25 protein-coding genes are annotated in these 23,473 nt (G+C 47.4%); 11 read left to right on the top strand and 14 right to left on the bottom strand.

Translation table 11 applies throughout. From position 1 onward, the window contains the following. Positions 1–16: 16 nt before the first annotated feature. Together KW844_RS26630 and KW844_RS26625 are read right to left on the bottom strand one after the other, a co-directional pair. Positions 17–313, bottom strand: coding sequence for a transcriptional regulator (locus KW844_RS26630; RefSeq protein WP_143159948.1), 297 nt, complete (start codon positions 311–313; stop codon positions 17–19). A gap of 2 nt (positions 314–315) precedes the next feature. Next, on the bottom strand, positions 316–960 hold the full coding sequence (locus KW844_RS26625) for a hypothetical protein (RefSeq protein WP_218379811.1): 645 nt from the start codon (positions 958–960) through the stop codon (positions 316–318). Positions 961–1,093: 133 nt separating this feature from the next. On the opposite strand from KW844_RS26625, the gene KW844_RS26620 reads away from it, so the two are divergent. Beyond that, positions 1,094–3,601: a DUF5686 family protein gene (locus KW844_RS26620; protein WP_218379810.1), complete on the top strand. Its 2,508-nt coding sequence runs from the start codon at positions 1,094–1,096 to the stop codon at positions 3,599–3,601. A gap of 65 nt (positions 3,602–3,666) precedes the next feature. Here KW844_RS26620 and KW844_RS26615 read toward each other — a convergent pair whose 3' ends face one another. Then, a complete protein-coding gene (locus KW844_RS26615) occupies positions 3,667–4,848 on the bottom strand; it encodes an aspartate aminotransferase family protein (protein WP_218379809.1) in 1,182 nt (393 codons plus the stop codon). A 90-nt stretch (positions 4,849–4,938) separates the two neighbouring features. Between KW844_RS26615 and KW844_RS26610 the strand changes: the two genes are divergently transcribed. The 3 genes from KW844_RS26610 to KW844_RS26600 are packed head-to-tail and all read left to right on the top strand — an operon-like array spanning position 4,939 to position 5,824. Beyond that, the gene (locus KW844_RS26610; RefSeq protein ID WP_218379808.1) at positions 4,939–5,478 is read left to right on the top strand and encodes a gamma carbonic anhydrase family protein; all 540 of its coding nucleotides are present in this window, start codon (positions 4,939–4,941) and stop codon (positions 5,476–5,478) included. 34 nt (positions 5,479–5,512) lie between these two features. Next, a complete protein-coding gene (locus KW844_RS26605; protein ID WP_178372137.1) occupies positions 5,513–5,665 on the top strand; it encodes a hypothetical protein in 153 nt (50 codons plus the stop codon). A gap of 12 nt (positions 5,666–5,677) precedes the next feature. Continuing rightward, entirely contained in the window at positions 5,678–5,824 is a 147-nt protein-coding gene (locus KW844_RS26600; RefSeq protein ID WP_218379807.1) for a hypothetical protein, read from the top strand. Positions 5,825–5,828: 4 nt separating this feature from the next. Here the strand turns inward: KW844_RS26600 and rsgA are convergent, their stop codons facing one another. The 5 genes from rsgA to KW844_RS26575 all read right to left on the bottom strand — a co-directional run bounded on the left by rsgA (position 5,829) and on the right by KW844_RS26575 (position 10,731). After that, positions 5,829–6,758 (bottom strand): ribosome small subunit-dependent GTPase A, encoded by a 930-nt coding sequence (gene rsgA, locus KW844_RS26595; RefSeq protein ID WP_218379806.1) that lies wholly within the window; start codon positions 6,756–6,758, stop codon positions 5,829–5,831. 91 nt (positions 6,759–6,849) lie between these two features. Beyond that, a complete protein-coding gene (locus KW844_RS26590; protein ID WP_218379805.1) occupies positions 6,850–7,860 on the bottom strand; it encodes a VWA domain-containing protein in 1,011 nt (336 codons plus the stop codon). Between the two features lie 30 nt (positions 7,861–7,890). Next, a complete protein-coding gene (locus KW844_RS26585; RefSeq protein WP_218379804.1) occupies positions 7,891–8,805 on the bottom strand; it encodes a hypothetical protein in 915 nt (304 codons plus the stop codon). Between the two features lie 86 nt (positions 8,806–8,891). After that, positions 8,892–9,758, bottom strand: a complete 867-nt coding sequence (locus tag KW844_RS26580; RefSeq protein WP_218379803.1) for a DUF58 domain-containing protein — start codon at positions 9,756–9,758, stop codon at positions 8,892–8,894. 49 nt (positions 9,759–9,807) lie between these two features. Continuing rightward, positions 9,808–10,731 carry an AAA family ATPase gene (locus KW844_RS26575; protein ID WP_370626517.1) on the bottom strand — a complete coding sequence of 308 codons (924 nt, stop codon included), beginning with the start codon at positions 10,729–10,731 and terminating at the stop codon, positions 9,808–9,810. 296 nt (positions 10,732–11,027) lie between these two features. On the opposite strand from KW844_RS26575, the gene KW844_RS26570 reads away from it, so the two are divergent. The 4 genes from KW844_RS26570 to KW844_RS26555 all read left to right on the top strand — a co-directional run bounded on the left by KW844_RS26570 (position 11,028) and on the right by KW844_RS26555 (position 12,973). Further along, entirely contained in the window at positions 11,028–11,363 is a 336-nt protein-coding gene (locus KW844_RS26570) for a hypothetical protein (protein ID WP_218379801.1), read from the top strand. Positions 11,364–11,372: 9 nt separating this feature from the next. After that, positions 11,373–12,032: a peptidylprolyl isomerase gene (locus KW844_RS26565; protein WP_218379800.1), complete on the top strand. Its 660-nt coding sequence runs from the start codon at positions 11,373–11,375 to the stop codon at positions 12,030–12,032. Positions 12,033–12,090: 58 nt separating this feature from the next. Continuing rightward, positions 12,091–12,471, top strand: coding sequence for a glycine cleavage system protein GcvH (gene gcvH / locus KW844_RS26560; RefSeq protein ID WP_218379799.1), 381 nt, complete (start codon positions 12,091–12,093; stop codon positions 12,469–12,471). 103 nt (positions 12,472–12,574) lie between these two features. Beyond that, positions 12,575–12,973, top strand: coding sequence for a VanZ family protein (locus KW844_RS26555; protein WP_218379798.1), 399 nt, complete (start codon positions 12,575–12,577; stop codon positions 12,971–12,973). Positions 12,974–13,040: 67 nt separating this feature from the next. Here the strand turns inward: KW844_RS26555 and KW844_RS26550 are convergent, their stop codons facing one another. The 3 genes from KW844_RS26550 to prfA form a co-directional block, all read right to left on the bottom strand. Then, complete coding sequence (locus KW844_RS26550; RefSeq protein WP_255578645.1) at positions 13,041–13,646, bottom strand: OmpA family protein; 606 nt, start codon at positions 13,644–13,646, stop codon at positions 13,041–13,043. A 246-nt stretch (positions 13,647–13,892) separates the two neighbouring features. Beyond that, complete coding sequence (locus tag KW844_RS26545) at positions 13,893–14,471, bottom strand: hypothetical protein (RefSeq protein WP_218379797.1); 579 nt, start codon at positions 14,469–14,471, stop codon at positions 13,893–13,895. A gap of 199 nt (positions 14,472–14,670) precedes the next feature. Next, positions 14,671–15,735, bottom strand: a complete 1,065-nt coding sequence (prfA, locus tag KW844_RS26540) for a peptide chain release factor 1 (protein WP_218379796.1) — start codon at positions 15,733–15,735, stop codon at positions 14,671–14,673. A gap of 100 nt (positions 15,736–15,835) precedes the next feature. On the opposite strand from prfA, the gene KW844_RS26535 reads away from it, so the two are divergent. Together KW844_RS26535 and KW844_RS26530 are read left to right on the top strand one after the other, a co-directional pair. Then, complete coding sequence (locus KW844_RS26535; RefSeq protein WP_218379795.1) at positions 15,836–16,981, top strand: amidohydrolase family protein; 1,146 nt, start codon at positions 15,836–15,838, stop codon at positions 16,979–16,981. 79 nt (positions 16,982–17,060) lie between these two features. Beyond that, complete coding sequence (locus KW844_RS26530; protein ID WP_218379794.1) at positions 17,061–18,161, top strand: mechanosensitive ion channel family protein; 1,101 nt, start codon at positions 17,061–17,063, stop codon at positions 18,159–18,161. Positions 18,162–18,242: 81 nt separating this feature from the next. On the opposite strand, the gene KW844_RS26525 is transcribed toward KW844_RS26530, so the two are convergent. The 3 genes from KW844_RS26525 to KW844_RS26515 form a co-directional block, all read right to left on the bottom strand. Beyond that, positions 18,243–18,761, bottom strand: a complete 519-nt coding sequence (locus KW844_RS26525; RefSeq protein WP_218379793.1) for a co-chaperone YbbN — start codon at positions 18,759–18,761, stop codon at positions 18,243–18,245. An 11-nt stretch (positions 18,762–18,772) separates the two neighbouring features. Beyond that, the gene (locus KW844_RS29175) at positions 18,773–19,300 is read right to left on the bottom strand and encodes a MerR family transcriptional regulator (protein ID WP_255578644.1); all 528 of its coding nucleotides are present in this window, start codon (positions 19,298–19,300) and stop codon (positions 18,773–18,775) included. A gap of 126 nt (positions 19,301–19,426) precedes the next feature. Then, positions 19,427–20,398, bottom strand: coding sequence for a M23 family metallopeptidase (locus tag KW844_RS26515; RefSeq protein ID WP_218379792.1), 972 nt, complete (start codon positions 20,396–20,398; stop codon positions 19,427–19,429). 340 nt (positions 20,399–20,738) lie between these two features. Here KW844_RS26515 and alaS point away from each other — a divergent pair, with 340 nt between their 5' ends. Continuing rightward, entirely contained in the window at positions 20,739–23,357 is a 2,619-nt protein-coding gene (alaS, locus tag KW844_RS26510; RefSeq protein ID WP_218379791.1) for an alanine--tRNA ligase, read from the top strand. The last annotated feature ends 116 nt before the right edge of the window (positions 23,358–23,473 follow it).

Here is a 23,473-nt window from a genome sequence, read left to right as displayed (position 1 = left end):
GTAAAGACAAAAAAAATTATTTTGTAAACCGGATCATGTGCTCGAGCGCAGCGAGATGGCCTTTGAATGCCTTTTCGCCCACCGGAGTGATCGCATAGGTAGTATTGGTTTTACGCCCAATAAATCCCTTATGCACTTTGATATAGCCGTTTTCTTCCAGGGTATTCAGGTGTGAGGCGAGGTTACCATCTGTTACTTCCAGCATCTGCTTGAGATCATTAAAATTGATCTCCTCGTTCACCATCAGCACACTCATCACTCCCAGGCGTATACGGCTTTCAAATATCTTGTTTAAATTTCCTATCGGATTCATGCTCATGTTTGAAGACTACCTTTACGTTCATACTTCCACCACATCAAAGCTCCATAAATTATATGACAAAAGCCAAAGCCAATGGCCCAAAAAATTATGCCCTTACGCAAAAAGAACATGTTGATCAACCCTAAAGCTATTTCTGTAATGCCCAGGTAACGCACATCCTGCAGTGTATACTTACTGCCGTTTACCAATGCCAGCCCGTAAAAAATCAGGCAGCATGGCGCAATAATCTGCGTAACATTATTGTAGATCAAAGCCAGTATAAAAATCCCACCGGTCAGGAAAGGAATCGCACAATTAATAATCACCTTCTTTGCAGTATGATCCCATACCGGCAGGTTATTCTGGCGCGCCTTGCGGTAGGTAAAAATGAAACCGGACAAAAATGCCGCTGCCATCACCACAAATCCCAGTATAATCAGGTTACCACGAAGCCCCGCAAAATCATAGTCATCATAACCCCCACGCATACCCCAACGATCATAATAATCAGCTATCCAGGAATGAGCAATATACGCACCTATCAGGCCTATAATACCTGCTGACACACCACTTAACCCGCTCAGCGCCCTGAAGCGGCTGCTGCGGTCCATGATGTTCCTGATGTCCGTTAACGTCTTGAGATGTTCATGATCTGTCATGATAAAAAGCACTTTGCAATACAAAGTTAACTTAAATTTCAATATATCAAAATATATTTTTTTGTCATCCCAGCGTTAAGGAAAACGGTAAGTGTGCAGGTGACCCGAATTTGCGCTAATATTGTTCTCTGATATGGTAGACTGGAAAAGAATTATAGCAATTATATTTATCGTATGTGCCTGGTCCTCAGGCTTAATGGCCCAACAGTACAAGGTAAGCGGAGTTGTCAGAGATGCCCACTCCCAGGAAATTATTCCCTTCGCCACCCTGCAGTTCACCAATACACAAACAGGCATGGTCAGCAACGCAGAAGGTAACTACCTCTTCGAGCTGAATGTAATCCCTTCCGACTCCCTGCAGGTGCGCGTGATGGGATACAACCTCACCAAAATGAAGGTGGACCGCAGCCTGAAAGAACAAGTCATCAACTTCGAAATCACCCGCTCCGACGTATCACTCAAAACGCATGAAATCAAGGCCAACGTAAACTTCGCCCTCATACTCCTGCGCCAGATCGTGAAACATAAACCTGAAAACAATTATAACCGGCTAGATAACTATAAGTACCAGGTGTATAATAAACTGGAACTGGATATGAAAAATCTTAACAAAGAAAAATTATCCAAAAACAGATTCACCAAACCATTTGCATTCATCCTGGAAAATATAGACAGCACCTCGGAAGACAAACCCTTCCTGCCCATATTTCTAACCGAATCTTTATCCGATTACTTCTACCAGGCCAAGCCACATAAAACCAAAGAAGTAATAAAAGCAGCACGTACCTCCGGCATTGATAACGAAAGCGTACATAAGTTCCTCGGAGGCATGTACCAGAACATCAATATCTACGATAACTTTATCCCGGTATTTGATAAGCAGTTTGTGAGCCCAATCAATAACAACGGCGCTTTCTACTACGACTATAAAATTGCAGATACCCAATACGTCAACAACCAACGTTTCATCAAACTAAACTTTACGCCTAAACGTAAAGGAGAAAACGTATTCGTGGGCGACCTCTGGGTGCACGATACCACCTACGCGGTGCAAAAAACAACCTTGTCGGTCCCATCTGCCGCCAATATCAACTTCGTAAGGAAAATCAGCCTGGTACAGGAATTCAGGCAGCTGGAAGACAGCACCTGGTTTTTGTATAAAGATAAATTTGTAGCAGATTTCTGGGCCCCCAGTCCTAAACCCGGTAAAACGCTGGACTTCATAGGCCGTAAAACCACTACCTATACAGACGTTATTACCAATGATACTGCGGCTACCAACATATTCGGCGATAAACGCTATCCGGAAGCCATCACCTTGCTGGACAGCGCAAGGTTCCGTAAAGATACCTTCTGGGATAACAACCGCCCGGAACTGCTGAGCAAAAACGAAGCTGGCATCTACAAAATGGTAGACAGTCTCCAGAACATGCCACTGTTCCAGAAGTATTCCAATACCATCAAGTTCCTCGCCACCGGCTACAAACCATTTGGTATGCTGGAATGGGGGCCTTACTGGTACGCGTTTTCACAAAACAGACTGGAAGGTTTCCGTATGCGCTTCGACCTCGGTACCACCACCAAGTTCAATAAGGACCTGTACCTCTACGGCTACCTGGCTTATGGCTTCAAGGACGAAGCCTGGAAAGGAAAGATGTCCGCCCTCTGGCTGCTGAAACGCCATCCGCGCATGTACCTCTATGGCGCCTACGCCCGTGACCTGGACAACGGCTCGCACTACTACGATGAAGTAGGCTCGGACAACATCTTCACCCTCGCCATCCGTAAAAACGGCGTGCCACAGAAATTCCTCATGGCAGATGAAAAACGCGTAGAGTTTTTCAAGGAATACTACAGCGGCTTCTCCCACCAGGTATCGCTGGCACACAAACGCTTACGCCCATACGAACCGCTGCCTACCATCGACGCCTATAAAAATTTCACCACCAAAGGCGATCCCATGACCAGCATGGAAGTAGAACTCAAGTTCCGCTACGCTTTCCAGGAGGAGTTCCTGGAAGGGGATTTTTACAGGTATAGTCTGGGAAGCAAATACCCGATTGTAGAACTGAAATACGCGCTCGGTATCCCCGGTATCGCCAGCAGCAGCCAGCAGTACAATAAAGTAGCGCTCAGTGTAAGCGACTACGTTAAACTGCCGCCTTTCGGAACACTGTATTACAACGTGTACGGTGGTAAAATTTTCGGAACGCTGCCGTATACTTCTCTCGAAGTACACCCCGGTAACGAGATCTATTATTATAACAAGTACGCATTTAACATGATGAACCGCTTCGAATTCCTCAGCGATCAATACGCAGGATTCAATGTGGAACACACCATCGGTAACGGCATTTTTGCTTATATCCCGCTGATAAAGAAATTGAAATGGCGCCAGTTCTGGACTGCCAAAGGCGTAGTTGGTTCTCTCTCTACTGCCAACAAACAACTGAACCTCTACAACGGCTATCCATTCAAAACGCTGGAGAAAAACCCATATGCAGAAGTAGGCACCGGTATTGAAAATATCTTCAAATTCCTGCGGGTCGATTTTGTATGGAGAGTGGCGCCGGCGGCGTTACCGGATGAGCCTAAGAGCAAGCGCTTTGGGGTGTTTGGTTCTTTCAAACTTACCTTCTAAATATGCTGATGGGAGGGCCCAGCTGGCCCTCCCATCAGCTTTAAACCATTGCCTTCGGCAATGGTTTAAAGCTGATCCAGCGCTTCGCAAATCACTTTACAAGCCTCAATAATCTGCGCTTCTGTAATCACCAGTGGCGGCGCAATCCGCATACAATCCGATGCAAACAGGAACCAGTCAGTCAGCACACCATTTGCAATGCAATAATCAATCGTTTTCTTATTCACCTCAAAGCTCTCCAGCTGCACGGCCATCATGAGTCCTAACGAACGTACCGCCTTGATGCGCGGGTGCTTCAGGTATTGTAAAAATATCTCTCCTTTTGCTTTTACATCCTTCACTAAATTTTCTTCCAGCAGTGCCTGAAAAGCGGCTTTGCCGGCGGCGCAGTTCACCGGGTGTCCGCCAAAAGTGGTGATATGGCCCAGTATAGGAGCGTTGGTAAGGCTCCACATGATTTCTTTGGAAGATATAAATGCACCCAGTGGCATACCGCCACCCAATGCTTTACCGAGTGTAAGGACATCCGGTTCAATCCCGTGCTGCTGAAATGCCCAGAGCGTGCCATTACGGCCCAGGCCGCACTGCACCTCATCCAGGATTAGTAAAGCACCTGTAGCGGTACATTTATTACGAAGTGCGTGTATCCATTCCCGTTGTGGTATTATTACACCGCCTTCTGCCTGCACGCTTTCCGCGATAACAGCAGCGGTATTTTCTGTAATGAGTTCCAGGGATTCAAAGTTGTTATATTCCAGGTGCTGGATGCCTGGAAGTAAAGGCCGGTAGGCATTTCTAAAGTATTCATCACCGAGGATACTGAGGGCGCCCTGGGTAGACCCGTGATAACTGCGGTTAAACGCCGCAATTTCCGGACGGCCGGTATAACGCTTGGCCAGCTTCATGGCACCTTCTACCGCCTCAGCACCGGAGTTGGTAAAGTATACACAGTTAAGATGATCCGGCAGGTGATCTGTGAGCAGTTTTGCATAGGATACCTGCGGCGACTGCACAAACTCCCCATATACCAGCAGATGCATATATTGCTGCGCCTGCTCCTGTATGGCCTGTACCACCGAGGGATGGCAATGCCCCACATTACATACACTGATGCCGGCTATCAGATCGAGATATTGCTTCCCGTCTGCATCCCACATATACATGCCCGCTGCCTTCACTATTTCCAATGCCAGCGGCGCATCTGTTGTTTGCGCTACATGCTGTAAAAAAAGTTGCCTGTTGTTCATATCTCATTCACACTATTACCTGCGAAGTTAGAAAACAACTGGTAATTACTTATTGTTATATTTGTACACCAAGCGCTAAAACTCTTATATATGGCTTATATACTGCCCTTAAATGGTCACACACCACAACTGCCTGACGACATCTTTATCGCTCCCAATGCCACCATCGTTGGCGATGTAGTAATGGGAAAAGGCTGCACCGTATGGTTTAATGCCGTAGTACGCGGAGATGTAAACAGCATACGTATAGGCGAAAACGTAAATATCCAGGACGGTGCCGTTATTCACTGTACCTATCAGAAATCACAGACCATCGTGGGTAACAACGTGTCTATCGGCCATAACGCTATTTTACATGGTTGTAAGGTAGAAGATAATGTACTCATAGGCATGGGCGCCATCGTAATGGATAATGCCCGCATCAGCAGCAACAGCATCATTGCGGCAGGAGCCGTGATACTCGCGGATACGCATGTGGAACCAGGCACCATCTGGGCAGGCGTGCCGGCTAAAAAAGTAAAGGACATCGATATGGCGCTGATCAACGGCGAAATCAACCGTATTTCAAAGAATTACGCCATGTACGCCTCCTGGTACGAGGAAGTACTCCCTAAAGAAAAAACGCTTTAAATAAATTTATTATATTGCAGGCAAATATCCTCCTATGAAATCTCATATTTGCCTGCTTTTATTGGGTTGTATCCTGCTGGTGAGTTGTGCTTCGCAAGAAAAGGGATGCCCATCTTCCAACTACTATACAAAAGAGATAAAAACCCACAACCGCAAGGCTGGTAAGCAGATGGGGAGATTATTTTAAACCCTTTCTGCCATGAAAAAAACCCTGTTTATCCTCCTGCTGCTCAGCGCAGTAGCTACCGCCTGCCGCACACAGAAAAAAGGCTGCCCGCAGCCACGCCGCAACTGGGGTGCTGAAAAAGTGCTGGGCGAGCTCAACTCGCCCACCAAAAGAAAATAATTGATTAGTACTCCTTTTCGTTGATGGTTTCCAGAATGGTAGCATAGCTTACATATCTGTCCACATTAATTTCCCCGTCGTTTACGGCCTGTTTTACGGCGCATCCGGGTTCATTGATGTGCAGGCAGTTATTGAACTGACATTCGCTCAGATATGGCACCATTTCCAGGAAATAATGGGATAGTTCTGCTTTGGGTATATCTACAATTCCAAATTCCCGCACGCCGGGTGTGTCTATCAGCCGGCCGCCATCAGGCAGGTCATACATTTCCGCTGAAGTAGTGGTATGCAAGCCCTTGCCGCTCCAGTCGCTTACAGCGGTGGTACGCAGGTCCAGGCCGGGCAATAAATCGTTGATCAGGGAGGACTTACCCACACCCGAATGGCCGGAAGCCAGGGTGGTCTTATCCTTCAGCAGGGCTCTCACCTCGTCGATACCATCTTCTTCCTTCGCAGAAATCAGCATCACCTGGTAACCAATACCGGTATACAGCTCTTCCAGTTCCGCAAAGCGCTCCAGCTCTTTATCCCTGTAAATATCTTTTTTGTTGAAGATGAGAATAACGGGTACATGGTAAGCCGCTGCCGTTACCAGGAAACGGTCAATAAAACCCTGGGAGGTTTTGGGTTCTTTTAACGTGCAGATCAGCACTGCCTGATCTATATTAGCCGCAACAATATGTTTTTTGAGTCGCCCGTGCGGGGAGCTGCGCACAATATAGTTCCTGCGTTCCCCGATTCCGGTAATCATGGCATTGGCCGCATCTCCTTCTTCCGGTTCAATTTCTACCAGGTCGCCAACGGCCACGGGATTAGTGGAAGTGATATCTTCATTTTTCTTGAAGATACCCTTCATTCTCGCCTGATAAATCTCGCCGTCGTTGGTTTTTACCACATACCAGCTTCCTGTGGACTTGTATATTGTAGCTTGCAATGCCTTGTGTTTAATAATTGATGCTCAAAGGTAAGCATAAAAAAAATGCCCTGCCGGGTAGGGCAGGGCATTACTATATAAGTTATTACTGTTATGGTAAACTGCGGAAAAGGGTGTATCTCAGCACTACCTCAAGCAGGATGCAAGCCAGCGCTATAAAGGCCAAGAGGAAGAAATGTTCTGCAAACTTCTTATAGGAAGTGATTTCTACCTTGGTTTTTTCCATCTGATCAATTTCATCATACACATGTTTCAGATCATTGGTATTGGTAGCGCGGAAGTATTGTCCGCCGGTTTCTTTGGAGATTTTCTTCATCAGCGGCTCATCGATCTGCACGTCCTGCATCACTGTTTGTACAGAGCCATCCGGCATTGGCATCGGGAATGGCGCCTTGCCAATGGTACCTACCCCGATCGTATACACGCGTATCTTGAATGCTTTGGCTATTTCCAGTGCCGTAAGCGGATCTACCAGCCCGGTGTTGTTCACACCATCTGTGAGCAGGATGATCACTTTACTTTTAGCATTGCTGCCGCGCAGCCTGTCCACCGAGGTTGCCAGTCCCATGCCGATGGCGGTACCATCTTGCAACATACCGCTTTTCACCTGCATAATCTGGCTTTTTAACACGCCATGATCCGTGGTGATAGGGCATTGGGTAAAGCTTTCGCCGGAAAACACGACCAGGCCTATACGATCGCTGATGCGCTTATCCACAAATTCCATGGCCACATTTTTAGCGGCTTCCAGCCTGTTGGGCTGCAGGTCCTGCGCCAGCATACTACCGGAGATATCAATGGCCATCACGATGTCGATACCTTCACTGTCGATATTCTCTGAAGTATTGCTTGTTTGAGGGCGTGCCAGCGCTGTTACCAGGGCCCCGAAAGCCAGCAATCGCAACACCAGCAGCAGTGGTCTGAAACGCACCTTCCACGATACCGGGAAGCCTTTCAGCCCCTGTAGCGAGGAGAGCATCATCACGCCCTGCTGTTTTTTACGCCTGGATATATACCAATAGACCATCACCGGCACCAGCAGCAGCAGCCAGAAAAATGCCGGGTGGGCAAATTCAATATTTTTCCAAGTAGATAGATCCATTAATATCTGATTATATCCTTTCTGTTAATGTTATGCTTCCTGCGTTACCACGCCTTCGCCGGAGGTTTCTTCTGATTTCGGGCGTGTCCATTCCAGTATCTCTTCTGCTTTTTGCATGCTGGAGAGATGTTCATCTGCACTAGGCTGTAGTTTCGCGAATTTGGCCAGGTCCGCAACGGATAAGATACTCCGCAGTTTATCCCGTTGCTGATTGAGCTTGGTAACCGGTTTGATATTCTGTAACAGCTCTTCTGAAGTTTGCTCCAGTGCGGCAATACCAAACTGGTGTTCAAAATAGGTTCGCAGAATATCAGTCAGGCGGGTATAGTATCCTTTAATATCCCCGTTTTCCCATACTTTTTCCGCTTTCAGTGCCTGCAGCTGTTGTGTTGCCAGCTCATACGGTGTAACCGTCGGCGTTGGTACTTCCGGAATGCTCTTCTTACGGGTGCGCAGGAACCAGATGATACCGATGATGATCAGCACCAGGAGCATGCCACCGGTGATTTCCATCCAGTAGTCCCATATTCTCCATGGAGCGGTTACAACGGATTTGATCGGTTTAAATGCCTTGGTGGTATCCACCGCCACGGTGCCCACATCAATGCCTACCGGAAGGGTAAACAGGGAGTCGGCCAGGGCGCTGTTGCTTTGCAGCACTTCAAAACGCATAGCCGGTATATCCCAGTGGCCGGAATCGAAGCTGGTAAGTACAAAGGTTTGCCCCAGCACTTTGAGCTGATCGTCGCCGCTGGTATCTACGGAGGAGCGGGAAACTACTTCAAAATGGTCCAGCGAATCAGGCAGTACAGGAAATCCAAGACGGATGTCCTTGAACTGTGCTGCCGGGATGGTAGCCGTCAACCGGAGTTTTACCTGCTCACCGATTCTGATATTGGTGGTATCCACGCCGGCGTGTACTTCCGGCGCAGTTTGCGCCAGCATTGTGCCGGGTAATATCAGCCCCGGTAAAAGACATAAAAAAAGACGGATAATTATTTTTTGTCTGTACATGATTTCTTTGCTCCGCTTTAGGCTCTGTTGAGGAAAAATGTTTGCAATGCCTTTACATAATCCTCATCGGTTCGTACGGATACGAGTTCAGCACCACTTTTCAGAAATGCGTTTTTGCAATATTGTGCATGCTGCGCAAACTGCCGCTCGTAGTACTGCCGTACCTGTTTATCATTGGTATCAATCCACTGTACATCACCTGTTTCTGCATCAGATACCTGGATGAGTCCCACAGGAGGCAGCTCCTTATCCCGCTGGTCATACACATGCACGCCCACTACATCATGCCTTTTGGAAGCGATGTTGAGTGCGTCCTGGTAGTCGCCGGAGAGGAAGTCGCTCAGTACGAAAACGATACTTCTTTTTTTAGTGGCATTATTGAAGAAACGCAGTGTTTCTTTCAGGTTGGTTCCTTTACGTTTAGGCGTAAACGATAGAAGTTCACGGATAATGAAAAGGATATGTGATTTACCTTTTTTGGGAGGTATATATCTTTCCATACCATCGCTGAAGAAGATGACGCCTACCTTATCATTGTTGTTGATAGCGGAAAAGGCGAGCACTGCGCATAGCTCGGTGATGAGGTGACGTTTGTCCTGTTTTTTGGTACCGAAGGCAGAGCTTTCGCTCACATCCACCAGGAGCATCACGGTCAGCTCTCTTTCTTCTTCAAATACTTTTATGAAAGGAGTGTTGAAGCGGGCGGTTACGTTCCAGTCGATAGAGCGCACATCATCACCGAAGTGGTATTCGCGTACTTCGCTGAACGACATACCACGGCCTTTGAAGGCGCTGTGATATTCGCCTGCAAATATGTGATTGGTAAGACCTTTTGTTTTGATCTCAATCTGTCGGACCTTTTTTAGTATTTCAGCAGTATCCACCTGATAAGTATTTGTGTGACGAAATTATTTAGAGACAGGAGGGCCGCTATTAAGGCACTTCTACCGCATTCAGGATTTCGCTGAGGATATTTTCGCTGGTAACGTTCTCTGCTTCTGCTTCATAGGTGAGGCCTACACGGTGACGCATCACGTCGAAACAGATACTGCGCACATCTTCCGGAATCACATAACCTCTGCGTTTCATGAAGGCATAGGCTTTGGCGGCCAGTGCCAGGTTGATGCTGGCTCTTGGAGAACCACCATAGGCGATGAGCGGCTTCAGTTTCTGCAGTTTATACTCTTCCGGATTACGGGTAGCAAAAACGATATCGATGATATATTTTTCGATCTTCTCATCCATATACACTTCGCGCACCAGTTTACGGGCTTCCATGATATCAGAAGGCTGGATCACAGGGCGGATTTCCGGTGTAGCCTGTGGATTCAGGTTCTGACGGATGATATGACGTTCTTCTTCTTTGGTTGGGTAACCGATCACCACTTTGAGCATAAAACGGTCTACCTGCGCTTCAGGGAGCATATAGGTACCTTCCTGCTCAATCGGGTTTTGGGTAGCCAGTACCAGGAAAGGCTCATCCAGTTTAAAGGTGGTATCACCGATGGTGATCTGTCTTTCCTGCATGGCTTCCAGCAGGGCACTCTGTACTTTGGCCGGGGCACGGTTGATCTCATCTGCCAGGATAAAGTTGGCGAAGATAGGACCGCGGCGAACCATGAATTCATTGCGCTGCTGATTATAGATCATTGTACCGATTACATCCGCTGGCAACAGGTCCGGCGTAAACTGAATTCGGCTGAATTTACCATTGATGGCAGATGACAGGGATTTGATGGACAAGGTTTTAGCCAAACCCGGCACACCTTCCAGCAGCACGTGCCCCTGGGCCAGGAGCCCGATGAGCAAGCGTTCTACCATGTATTTCTGCCCTACGATTACTTTACCCAGCTCCATGTTTAGCAGATCCACAAAGGCGCTGGCCTGATGGATCTTTTCATTCAGTTGTCGGATATCGGATGATGTATTTTCCATGCTAATTATTTTTCAGGTGTGCTAAAATAATCATTCTTAGAACAAATAAAACTTATCACTATGTGAATGCCCCGTTAAAATGCTGTTAAACTTGCCACCGTGGCGGTTCTTGCAGATATTTGCCCCCAATTTGCCGCCCAAATTAATAAAGCACCCCCATTTTATCATAATATTTTTAGCTTGATGTACATTTGCTGCTCAAGCTAAATATATAGACAATGGAGGACTTTGCGCAACGCTGGAAGCCTGTAGAAGAAATGCTCACAGAAAGATTCGGTAAAACCCCGAATATGGAAGCGATCCTTTTTCTCATAGGCATGAACGAGTTAAATAATCTTAAAAAGAAATACTCAAAAGAACAAAAACAAGACCTGATGCACGTAGCAGTATGCACCCTGCTCAGCCAGAGTGGCTACTTTGAGCTGGAAGGTTACGATCAGGACGGATGGCCACACTTCAAAGAAATACAGGCGGTTCCTAAAATGGAAATGGCTGAACAGGAGCAGTTTCTAAAAGAACACATCATTGTTTACTTTAACGAACACGAAGACTAACCTCGATTTATGAAAAAACTGTTACTCCTAGGCACCCTGCTGTTACTGGTAGCGGTAGCATCCGCCAAAAACCGTAAAGTAAAAATTATTACTCCCTACGGAACCATGGTGGTGCTGCTATATGACCAAACACCCCAGCACCGGGACAACTTCATCAAACTTGCCCGCCGTCACTTTTACGACAGTACGCTGTTTCACCGGGTGATCAAAGATTTTATGATCCAGGGTGGCGACCCGGATTCAAAACATGCCAAACCTGGTCAACAATTAGGCGATGGAGATGTTGGTTATACGGTGCCGGCGGAATTTGAACTGGATCTTTTTCATAGAAAAGGCGCCCTCGCTGCCGCCAGGGAAAACCGCCCTGACAAAGCCTCATCCGGCTGCCAGTTTTACCTGGTACAAGGAAAAGTTTTCACGGACGGACAACTGGATACCCTCGAAAGAACCCGGCTGGGAGGCCGAAAAATACCGGTGGACCAACGGGAAGTATACAAAACGGTGGGTGGTACCCCACACCTCGATCAAAGCTATACCGTGTTTGGGCAGGTGATAAAAGGCATCGATATTATCGACAAAATTGCTGCTGAAAAAACTGATAAAAACGACCGCCCGGTAACAGATATCCCGATGAAAATCAGGCTCAAGAAAAAATGGCTATTCTTTTAGTATTAGACTCGTTGTAAAATAACTTTCTGTATTTTTACGGCTCAAAAATCAAACTTGTATGAATTTTCCGGACAATTTGCGCTACACCAAAGATCATGAGTGGGTGCTGTTAGAGGGTAACGTTGCCACCATCGGTATCACTGAATTTGCTCAACGTGAATTAGGTGACATCGTTTTTGTTGATATTCCTACCGTGGGCAAATCCCTCGAAGCGGAAGAAGTATTTGGTACTGTAGAAGCAGTGAAAACTGTTTCCGATCTGTTTCTGCCAGTAGCAGCTACCATCAACGAAGTTAACGTAGAACTGGAAGGTAGTCCAGAACTGGTAAACGAAGACCCATACGGTGAAGGCTGGATGGTGAAAGTTACCGTTAAGAATCCAAAGGACGTTGAAGGTCTGCTGACTGCTGCTGCTTATGCTAAGCTGGTAGCTGAATAAGCCACGATAATCATACTAACTATACTTACGGAGGACAACAGGCCGCGTTATCATATGCGCCCGTTGTCCTTCGTGCATTAATACTTAAAGGAATCAACGGTAAATGAAGAAAAGATTTTTCCTGCCTGTTACGATTTGGGTAATCCTCATCCTGGTACTATGTACCATGCCAGGCAAAGACGTGCCGACCAACTCCTTCCTTGAAAAAATACATTTCGATAAAATCGTACACTTCGGGCTGTTCGGCGGCATCGTATTCTTTCTGAACCTCGCCATCTACTGGCAAAAGAAAAAGGTATCTACCGGCCTGCAGGTACTATTCGTCCTTTTCGCCGCTTCCTATGGCCTTGCCATTGAGTTCATACAAAAATATTATGCGGAAGGCCGTAGCTTCGATCTGGTAGACGCTGTTGCTGATACCATTGGTGCTATCGCGGGGGTGTTCGTATTTAAGATTTTCATCTCCCTGATAACAAAAAAGAAACAAAGTGCCGGAAAATAAAAATCCCTCCTGGAACCAGGAGGGAATGTATTTTCAGCTTATGAGAAATAAGTGTTTCTAAATATTTTTATTGCTGACCTGCTTCTTTCTTCGCGTCAGACTTCATTTTGTCATTCGCAAAGATGGAGAACTCAACACGGCGGTTTTTAGCACGTCCTTCTTCAGTTTCGTTATCTGCAATTGGCTGTGATTCGCCATATGCAAAACCCTGGATACGGGAAGCCGTTACACCTTGTTTGGTCAGGAAAGCAGTTACGCTGTTAACCCTGCGCTGTGACAGCCCCATGTTGTACTCATCTGTACCTTTTGAATCGGTATGACCTTCCACACGAACGTAAGTATCAGGATACTTGTTCAGTACTTCAGCCAGCTGAGTAATGCTGGTTTGCGCTGCAGGAGACAGATCAGATTTATCGAAACCAAACAGTACGCCAGCATCAAATTTCACGTTAATACCTTCACCTACACGTTCTACTGTCGCATTTGGAACTTCGTTCTGAATTTCCTGTGCCTGTTTATCCATTTTCTTACCGATAATAGCACCACCGGCACCACCGATAACAGCACCCAGGATTGCACCCAATGCAGTATTACCGGCTACTTTACCGATCACCGCACCAGCAGCAGCACCACCACCTACACCAATCGCAGCACCTTTCTTAGTATTGTCCATGCTCTGCCAGGTTTTACAACTAAACAGCATTGTTACAGATAAGACCACTGCTACCAGAACATTCAATTTTTTCATCATAGTAATTTTAAATATGAAGGTATTATGTAATTATGAAGATGACGGCCCTCCGTCATTTGCCAGCTAAACAAATATACTGCCAAAGTCGAAACAACCTGGCAAATAACTGTATAACAGTTGTTAAAAAATATAAAATAATCAACACTTATTATTCATATACCCGCTGGATTACCCAAACAGATTCTTCAGCACATCACCAAAACCGGCTCCGCTGCTGCTTCCCTGCTGTTGCTTCGCACCGTTGCTCAGCACATTTTTCAAATCATTGAAATCCACATCACCATCACCGTCTTTATCCAGGCCACCTTTCAGTTTACCCAGGATACCATTCAGATCCAGGCCGGAAGAAGCACCACCGGTTAATGAACCCAGTATACCATCCAGACTGAAGCCTTTATTGGAAGGATCATTTGTTTTATTCACCAGAGAACCCAGTACCGCAGGAATCAGGCTGCCTGCAATCTGTGAAGCCGCACCTTTATCGAGGTTAAATTTCTTTAACAGGGTATCCAGGAAATTGTTGGAAATGTTGTTTACCAGCGGATTAGCATTGGTATCCGCCTGGCCGCCCAACAAGCTGAGTACACCTGCCGTATTGCCATTGGCGAGTTCTTGTTGCAGACTGGAAGTGATGGATTCAGTGGCAGCTTGCACCACGGCCTGGTTTTGCTCATTTGGGACAGCAGGATTGTTTACCACGGCAGTTTGCGCGTGCTCCTGAACCAATTGCAGTAATTGCTCGAACATGATAGTTTGATTTAAAAGAAGGGGAGTAAATATGGTTTCACGAACTGTATTAAATGTAGGATTTTTCCGGTAGATACGGACAGAGCAGGCAAAGTTTTCATATTCTTAAACAACGAATCAGCCGGTGCCACAGGCACCGGCTGATTCGTTACAACCGCCGCCACAGGCGGTGGATGTAACGAAGTATAAACTCCGGTTATTAAGAACCCTGCTTCAGCTTCTCGGCATTTTCTGCAAATGCCAGTGCTTCCACCATATCTTTAATATCGCCGTTCATAAAGGCATCCAGGTTATAAACGGTCATCCCGATCCTGTGATCCGTTACACGGCCCTGTGGGTAGTTATAAGTTCTGATCTTGGCAGAACGGTCGCCCGTAGATACTAGGCTCTTACGTTCTCTCGCAATCGCATCCTCATGCTTACGTACGGCCGCTTCGTAAATACGGGTACGCAGCATTTTCATTGCAATCTCCCTGTTGGAGTGCTGGCTACGGCCTTCCTGGCATTCTACCACCACACCGGTTGGTACGTGTGTTAAACGCACCGCAGATTCCGTTTTGTTTACGTGCTGACCACCTGCACCACTGGAACGGAAGGTATCCATTTTGATGTCGGCATCACGGATTTCCACGTCCACCTCTTCTGCTTCAGGCAGTACCGCTACGGTTGCCGCAGAGGTATGCACACGGCCAGAGGCCTCAGTGGCCGGTACGCGCTGTACACGGTGTACGCCTGACTCAAACTTCAGGGTGCCATATACATCATCACCGGTTACTTCCAGCACCACCTCTTTGTAACCGCCGGCAGAACCTGCGTTCTCCGTGATCACATTGGTACCCCAGCCTTTCAGCTCACAGAAACGGAGGTACATACGCAGCAGGTCGCCCGCAAACAGGCTGGCCTCATCGCCACCGGTACCTGCACGGATCTCCAGCATCGCATTCTTCTCATCCTGCGGGTCTTTTGGAATCAGGAGGTTACGGATCAGCTCTTCCTGAGCTGCTTTCTGCTCCTGAAGCTCCTCGGTTTCGGCTTTTGCGAGTTCACGCATCTCCTCGTCACCGCTATCCAGTACTTCTTTATTGAATGCAATATTGTCCAGCAGACTACGATAGGCATCATATGCCTTCACAATCTTCTCCAACTGACGGTATTCCTTACTCAGCTGGCCAAACTTTTTGTTATCACTTACCACCTCTGGGTTGGTAAGGGCCAGTGAGACCTGCTCAAATCGGCCTTTTATAGCTTCCAGTTTGTCTATCATAATTATCTTTGACTTTTGAGTATACCACCCAATGGGGTAGAAACGCTACTCAATCGGGATGCAAAATTAACATCATTCACGTAATTAAACACCAGGGTTGTTGAAACAGATCAAATTAAAGGGAAAAGACATATTTGACGGGTACCGTTTTTTGGGTGCAAACAAAGTGCTTGTACTCGATGAAAGTGGCGTGGTTACTGGCATTACAGACGATTCTGCCGCTGGTGAAAACGTACAGGAAGTAGACGGAATTCTCCTCCCGGGATTTGTAAATACCCATTGCCACCTGGAATTATCCCATATGAAAGGGGTGATTCCCGAAAAAACAGGCCTCCCGGCCTTCCTCACACAGGTGATGCAACTCCGCGGCAACAGCGCCCAGGCCCAGGAAGCAGCCATGGCTACCGCCGCCCAGGCCATGTGGGAGGCCGGTATCAGCGCGGTTGGTGATATCAGCAACGGTAACATCTCCCTGGAACAAAAACAAAACAGCTCCCTTTACTTCCACACTTTCGTAGAATGCATGGGTGTAGCCGACGCCGGTGCCGATAGCCGCTACCAATACAGCATGGACGTACTGGAGGCCTTCCGGCAGATCAATGGCCGCCTGCACCAGTGCTCGCTGGTACCGCATGCGCCCTATTCTGTGAGTAAAACGTTATTCGCGAAACTGGCATCTACCCCAAAAAATACCCCGGTAAGCATACATAACCAGGAGTCAGCCGCCGAAAACCAGCTGTACAACAGCAAATCAGGCGATTTCATGGCCTTTTACGATACGTTTAAAATGGATATTTCCGGGTTCCAGGCCAGCGGTACCAACAGTCTCGAGGCTTACCTTCCCTACTTTTCCGGGCAAAAGATCCTGCTGGTACACAATACCTTTTCCGATGAGCAGGATATCCGTTTTGCACAGTCGCAAAGCCTGGAAACCTGGTGGTGCCTGTGCCCGAACGCCAACCTGTACATAGAAAGCCGCCTGCCGGATATTCCGCTGCTGCGCAAGATGCAATGTAACATTGCTATTGGTACGGATAGCCTGGCATCCAACCACCTGTTGTCTGTTTGGGAAGAAGTAAAAACCATCCAGGCACATTTCCCTGAAATACCGCTGGAAGAAGTGCTGCAATGGGCTACCAGCAATGGCGCGGCAGCATTGGGCATTAGCGATACTTACGGTAGCTTTAAACCCGGTAGTCGACCCGGCGTACTGCTGCTCAACGATGCTATTACCAGGCTGTTCTAAATAAATTCAGCCGCCTAAATATAATACCCCGGAATTTGCGGAAATTCGGGCCCGTTAATAACATTCACCTTTCGTGACTATGCAAAATTTTTTGGATACCATTATCCTCGATAACCCGGTCAGGGACTACCTGATTTTGATTGGGGTATTGCTCTTTGTGACTTTTATAAAGCGATACCTTTCTAAAATAGTGGCAGCATTGCTGTTTAAACTGGTGAAGCGCTGGTCGCCGCTGATAGAGCAGAAAAGCTTTGTAGAGCTGCTTCTGAAGCCACTGGAGTTCTTCTTCCTGCTGGTCACTTTCATGTTTACCATCGACCGGTTTAAGTTCCCGAAGGTCCTGAATATAAACGTATATGGAAAGGCCTCCTTACAGCACGTGACGGACACCCTGCTGGAACTGGCGCTCACCATGAGTATCATCTGGATCGTATTGCGACTGATCGATTTTATTGCGCTGGTACTGGAAAAGAAGGCGGATCAAACGCCGGATATGACGGACAACCAGTTTGTGATATTTTTCCGGGACTTCTTCAAGGCTATTATTTTCATCATGGGCGCCATTGCCTTCATCCGGATATTATTTGGAGTGGCGCTGGTGGAAAAGATCATTGCGGGCCTTGGTATTGGTGCGGCAGCCCTTGCGTTGGCAGCCAAGGAAAGCATCGAAAACCTGATCGGTTCCTTTATCATCTTCTTTGATAAACCGTTTCGGGTAGGGGATAGTGTAAAAGTGGATTCATTTCAGGGGTCTGTGGAGAAGATAGGGCTGCGCAGCACGCGCATACGTACACTGGAAAAGACTTTTGTGACCGTGCCGAATAAAAAAATGGTGGACAGTATACTGGATAACCTTTCCCTGCGTACCCAACAGCGGGTAAACATGAAGCTGGAGCTGAGCGGGGATACACCACCAAACAGTATCATGGCTATTTTGAAAGATATACGAGCTATCCTGTCCGGCAATAAAAAGGTACTGGAAGGATTTACCGTAAACCTGCACGACTTCAACAAAGACACGGTGCTGATACAGGTAATTTTCAATACTTACATTATCGATGGCCAGCAATATGCGGCATTGCGCGAGGAGGTAAACCTCGCGATCATGCAGGCGCTGGACAAAGAAGGGATCAAGCTGCCAGGCAGCAGTACCAATGTGGTGTTGCACAATGCGTCGTAAATACCACAGAGCTATACATAGACATAGAAAAGGCTGTATCGGTGTGATACAGCCTTTTCTATGTCAGTAACATAATGATTCCTATTCGTCGCCTTTGGCTGGCTTATCTCCTTTGCTGCCTTTGAGCAGGATGCGGGAGAGGTCGGCCTCGATGGACTCTTTAGGAGCGCCCACGATGCGGCCTTCTTCTTTACCATCTTTGAAAACGATGATGGTAGGAACTTTTTTCACTTTGTAATCAGTAGGGGCGTCAGTATTCATTTTTTGGTCAGCGCCAAACATGGTTACCTGCTCTTCCGGGCTACCACCCATGATCATTACTTTATAAAGCTGTGGAACTACATCGCGGCTGGTTTGGTCCCAGGTACCGAGCACCGCTACCACATTGAAGTTAGTACGGTTTGATTTGATATAGTTGAGCATATTATCATTAGGCTGGTAGTCATTTACTCCTTTGTAGAACCAGGAGTAGTCGCTACCGTTCATGAGCGTTTTCATATCGATCTTTCCTTTCAGCACTTTATCGCTGCTGTTGGATTGAGCCCATGTCAGGGAGGAGAGCAGTAAGCCACCACCTAATAGTAACATTTTTAATCGCATAACCTTGTATTTTATAATTGATCTTTCAGTTCGGTCAAAAAACCTCTAACCTTTAGCAAAGCTTGTACCATTTCGAAATTGCGGGCTGCCAGCTTGCGGTCTTCCTTCAGCTTTTGCTTGGCACCTTCGATGGTGTACTTCCTTTCCCGCAGGAGGTGGTAGATAAGTTTCAGGTGCTGAATATCTTCCTGGCGGAACAGGCGATCACCTTTACGGTTCTTTTTGGGTTGGAGTATATCGAATTCATTCTCCCAATAGCGAATCAGCGAAGTATTTACCTTAAACATGGCAGCTACTTCACTGATGGAATAGTATTGTTTGTCCAATGCCAGTTTGTCCAATTCCATAATCAGGTCCGGGTCTTCCGAAAATTCTTTCAATGATTTACGCCCTCGCTTCCTGCCATTGCCATTGGCTGGGAGTGCGGTTGCGGAGGGGGCCACCGCCTTCACTTTTACTTTAGACTTGGGTGCCGCCTTATTTGCCTGAGGCAAAGGAGGGGGACTTCCTGTAGCGGAGAAAAGGTCTAATTGGTGCATGGTAGTAAAAAACACGTTGAAAAATATCTTTTACAAGCATGAATTTAGCCAAAATACTCCAGCTTTCGTTTATTTATAGTTCATTAACAATCATATTACAATTGATCTGGATGCAATCAGCAGTGGTTAGTCGAACGACTGATTTCCTGATCTTGCCATCTTAACGAGTGTTTCGAACTGTTCAGCAGTAAGGTCGCTGAAGAAAAAGTATACCGGGTCAACTTTAGTTCCGTTCTTGATCACTTCGTAGTGGCAGTGTGGGCCGGTGGATTTACCGGTGCTGCCCACCCATCCGAGTACGTCCCCGCGTTTTACTGCCTGGCCGGCCTTCACTTTCATACGGAGCATGTGCCCGTACAGTGTTTTATAGCCGTAGCCATGGCGTAACACCACATGGTTGCCATACCCTACATCACTCAAACTGGCCTCTTCCACTACACCGTTACCGGTGGCGTAGATCGGTGTGCCGCTGGGCGCCGCGAAATCGAGCCCGGAGTGATATTTCATCATCTTATAAATAGGATCGATCCGATAACCGAAACCGGAGGCGATGTGCTTAAGATCTTTATTGGATACAGGCTGAATGGCCGGAATAGCCGCCAGCATCTCCTGCTTATTTTTTACCAGTTTGTCAATTTCATCAAATGACTTTTCCTGTGATTTGATGCGATTGGTGATTTCACTCAGCAATACTGAGGTAGAAGCAATGATTTCACTGCTGGCAAAAGATTGCAGCTGTGCCGCCTCTTCATCCGCCACCACCTTGCCCATACGGGTACTGTCCGGAATAGGCTCCGCTTCAAATATCACGCGGTAAATGTCGTTGTCTCTTTCTTCCAGCGCCGTCAGCTTGGTTCTTACCTCTTTCATACGGCCCTGCAGCGCTTCATAGCGCTCTTTCATCCCGTCGAGGTCACGCTGCAACAGCTTCTCCTTAGGGGATGCAAAAAAACGATAAGCAAAGGAGAGGAATATTGCCCCGGTAACAATAGCCGCCGATACAAAACCAAGGATGCGCAGCACCTTCACCCGCAGCGATACTACGAGCTTCTCATATTTTAACGTTTGTGTATTGTAGAAATATTTTACCTTCTTCATTGCACCAATGGTGTACGTTTCTTACCACAGCTATACGCTGCGACAGCATATTTTATTACCCTAGAGTTAAAACGGATGAATAAATTGGCATATTTTTCCGCCTTTTCCTTAACTTTTTTACCGGCCAGGCTATCCTGTTTTGAATAATCCTATAGGTTTCAATATTTTTGCACTCCCTGTTTCACGACGGGAAATAAGGCGCACAAACCTAATGTAATTAGATTAAAACATCAACCTTTTGGTGTTCAAATTTATAACTAGTTGATATACAGACGTAAGTCTGTCGCCGGCCGACATAGCAATAAGATATAAAATATATATTAATTCGCATCAATATTTTATGACAGCATCAGAAATAAGACAGCAATTCCTGGACTTTTTTGCGTCAAAAGGGCACACCATCGTGCCTTCTGCCCCTATCGTACTGAAAGACGATCCGACCTTAATGTTCACCAACGCGGGTATGAACCAGTTTAAAGACTACTTCCTCGGCAATAAGGTACCGGCGCACACCAGAGTGGCAGATACGCAAAAGTGCCTCCGCGTGAGCGGCAAGCATAACGACCTGGAAGAAGTAGGCATCGATACCTACCACCATACTATGTTCGAGATGCTGGGCAACTGGAGTTTCGGCGACTACTTCAAAAAAGAAGCCATCGCCTGGAGCTGGGAGCTGCTGACCGAAGTATACAAAATACCGGTAGATCGTATATACGTAACCGTATTTGAAGGTGATGCGAGCGAAAACCTGCCTAAAGACCAGGAAGCCTACGATTTCTGGAAACAACATATTGCAGAAGACCGCATCCTGCTTGGTAACAAAAAGGATAACTTCTGGGAAATGGGAGATACCGGCCCTTGCGGTCCGTGCTCCGAAATTCACGTGGACTGCCGCCCCGACAACGAAAGACAAGCGGTGGACGGTAAAACCCGCGTAAACAACGACGACCCGCAGGTAATCGAGATCTGGAACAACGTATTCATGCAGTTTAACCGTATGAAAGACAAGTCCCTCGTGCCATTACCCGCCAAACACGTGGATACCGGTATGGGCCTCGAACGCCTCGTACGTGTGCTCCAGGGTAAAACCTCCAACTACGATACCGACCTTTTCATGGGTACCATCCATACCACCGAAAAGCTCACCGGTAAAACCTATAAAGGCACTGATGACAAGTCCGATGTCGCTTTCCGCGTAATCGCTGACCACATCCGCGCCATCTCCTTCACCATCGCTGATGGCCAGCTGCCCTCCAATACCGGCGCCGGCTACGTGATCCGCCGCATCCTCCGCAGGGCAGTAAGATATTACTTCTCCTTCCTGGATGTGAAAAAACCACTGCTCGCTGAACTCGTGCCTGTACTGGCTGCCCAGTTCTCCCACGTATTCCCTGAACTGGAAAAGCAGGTGGACTTCGTGAAAAAAGTAGTGTTTGAAGAAGAAAGTAACTTCCTCCGTACCCTCGACAGTGGCATCCGCCGCATCGAAGACTTTATGCAGCAAGCTGCCACCAAAGCCATCGACGGTCAAACCGCCTTCGAACTGTACGATACCTTCGGATTTCCATTTGACCTCACCAGCCTGATCGCTGCGGAAAACAAATTCTCCGTAGACGAAAAAGGTTTCGACGTTGCCATGCAGCAACAGAAAGAACGCTCCCGCGCCGCTACAAAACTGGATACCAGCGACTGGGTAGTACTCGACGAAACCCCTGATGTGATCTTCGTAGGCTACGAAAACCTGGAAGCTACCACCAAACTGCTGAAATACCGCAGCGTAAGTGCCAAAGGAAAAGACCAATACCAGCTGGTACTCAGCAAAACACCTTTCTACGCCGAAAGCGGCGGTCAGGTGGGCGATACCGGTATCCTCCACTTCGACGAGGAAATCATTCACGTGACCGACACGAAGAAAGAGAACAACCTGATTATCCACTTTACCGATAAACTGCCCGCCAACCCTGCTGCGCATGTAAAAGCAGTGGTAGCAAAAGAAAAACGCCGCGATATCGCACGTCATCACTCCGCTACCCACCTCCTGCACGCTGCCCTCCGCCAGATACTGGGCACCCACGTAGCCCAGAAAGGCTCCCTGGTAAATGCAGAAGGCCTGCGCTTCGACTTCTCCCACTTCGCTAAAGTGACGGATGAAGAACTGGCACAGATCGAAACCATCGTAAATGAAAAAATCCGCGCCAACATCCCGGTGGTGATCAAGGAACTGCCGAAGGAAGAAGCCCTGCAACTGGGTGCCATGGCGCTCTTCGGTGAAAAATACGGGGACGTGGTACGCGTAGTAGTCATAGACCCAGCCTATAGTGTAGAGCTTTGTGGTGGTACCCACGTAGGCGCAACCGGTGAACTGGGCCTCTTCAAATTTGTATCTGAAGGTGCAGTAGCCGCTGGTGTACGCCGCGTAGAAGCCGTTACCGGTGCGGAAGCCCTCGCATTTATTAATAACCAGCTCCAGCAACTGAAAGAAGTAAAAGCCGCCCTGAAAAATCCTAAAGAGATTGTAAAGGCCGCTGAAACACTGGTGCAGGACAAAGCATCCCTGGAAAAACAAGTGGAAGCCCTGGAAGCAGAAAAAGTACGCCAGCTGGGTAATGAACTGAAAGCCAAAGTTCAATCCATCAATGGTATCAACTTCCTCGGACAGGTGGTAAGCGTTAGCAACGCCGAAGGCCTCAAACAGCTGGCTACCCAGCTGAAAGCCGACCTGCCTGACCACGTACTCATCTTTGCTGCCAACATCGCCGGCAAAGCCAGCGTAGCCCTCGCCATCGACGAAAGTCTTGTAGCCAGTAAAGGATGGGAAGCACCTAAGCTGATCAAAGAACACGTAGCCCCGCTGATCAAAGGTGGTGGCGGTGGTCAGAAATCCTTCGCTACCGCAGGTGGCCAGGATACTGATAAGCTCGACCAGGTGATTAAAGCTATCCAACAGCTCATCAACTGATTTTAACATTTACCTTATAATGCAGGGCGGACGCGTAAAAAGCGCCCGCCCTGTTTGCTTTTGGTCGCATGAATCCGCCTGATCACCGGTTTTAACTTTTCCTTAGTTTGCTGGCT

The organism is Chitinophaga sp. sic0106 (genome assembly GCF_019219075.1).
In the GTDB taxonomy this organism is placed as follows: Bacteria; Bacteroidota; Bacteroidia; order Chitinophagales; family Chitinophagaceae; genus Chitinophaga.
The sequence above is the reverse complement of the archived record's forward strand: the minus strand, read 5'-3'. Positions and strand labels throughout refer to the sequence as shown.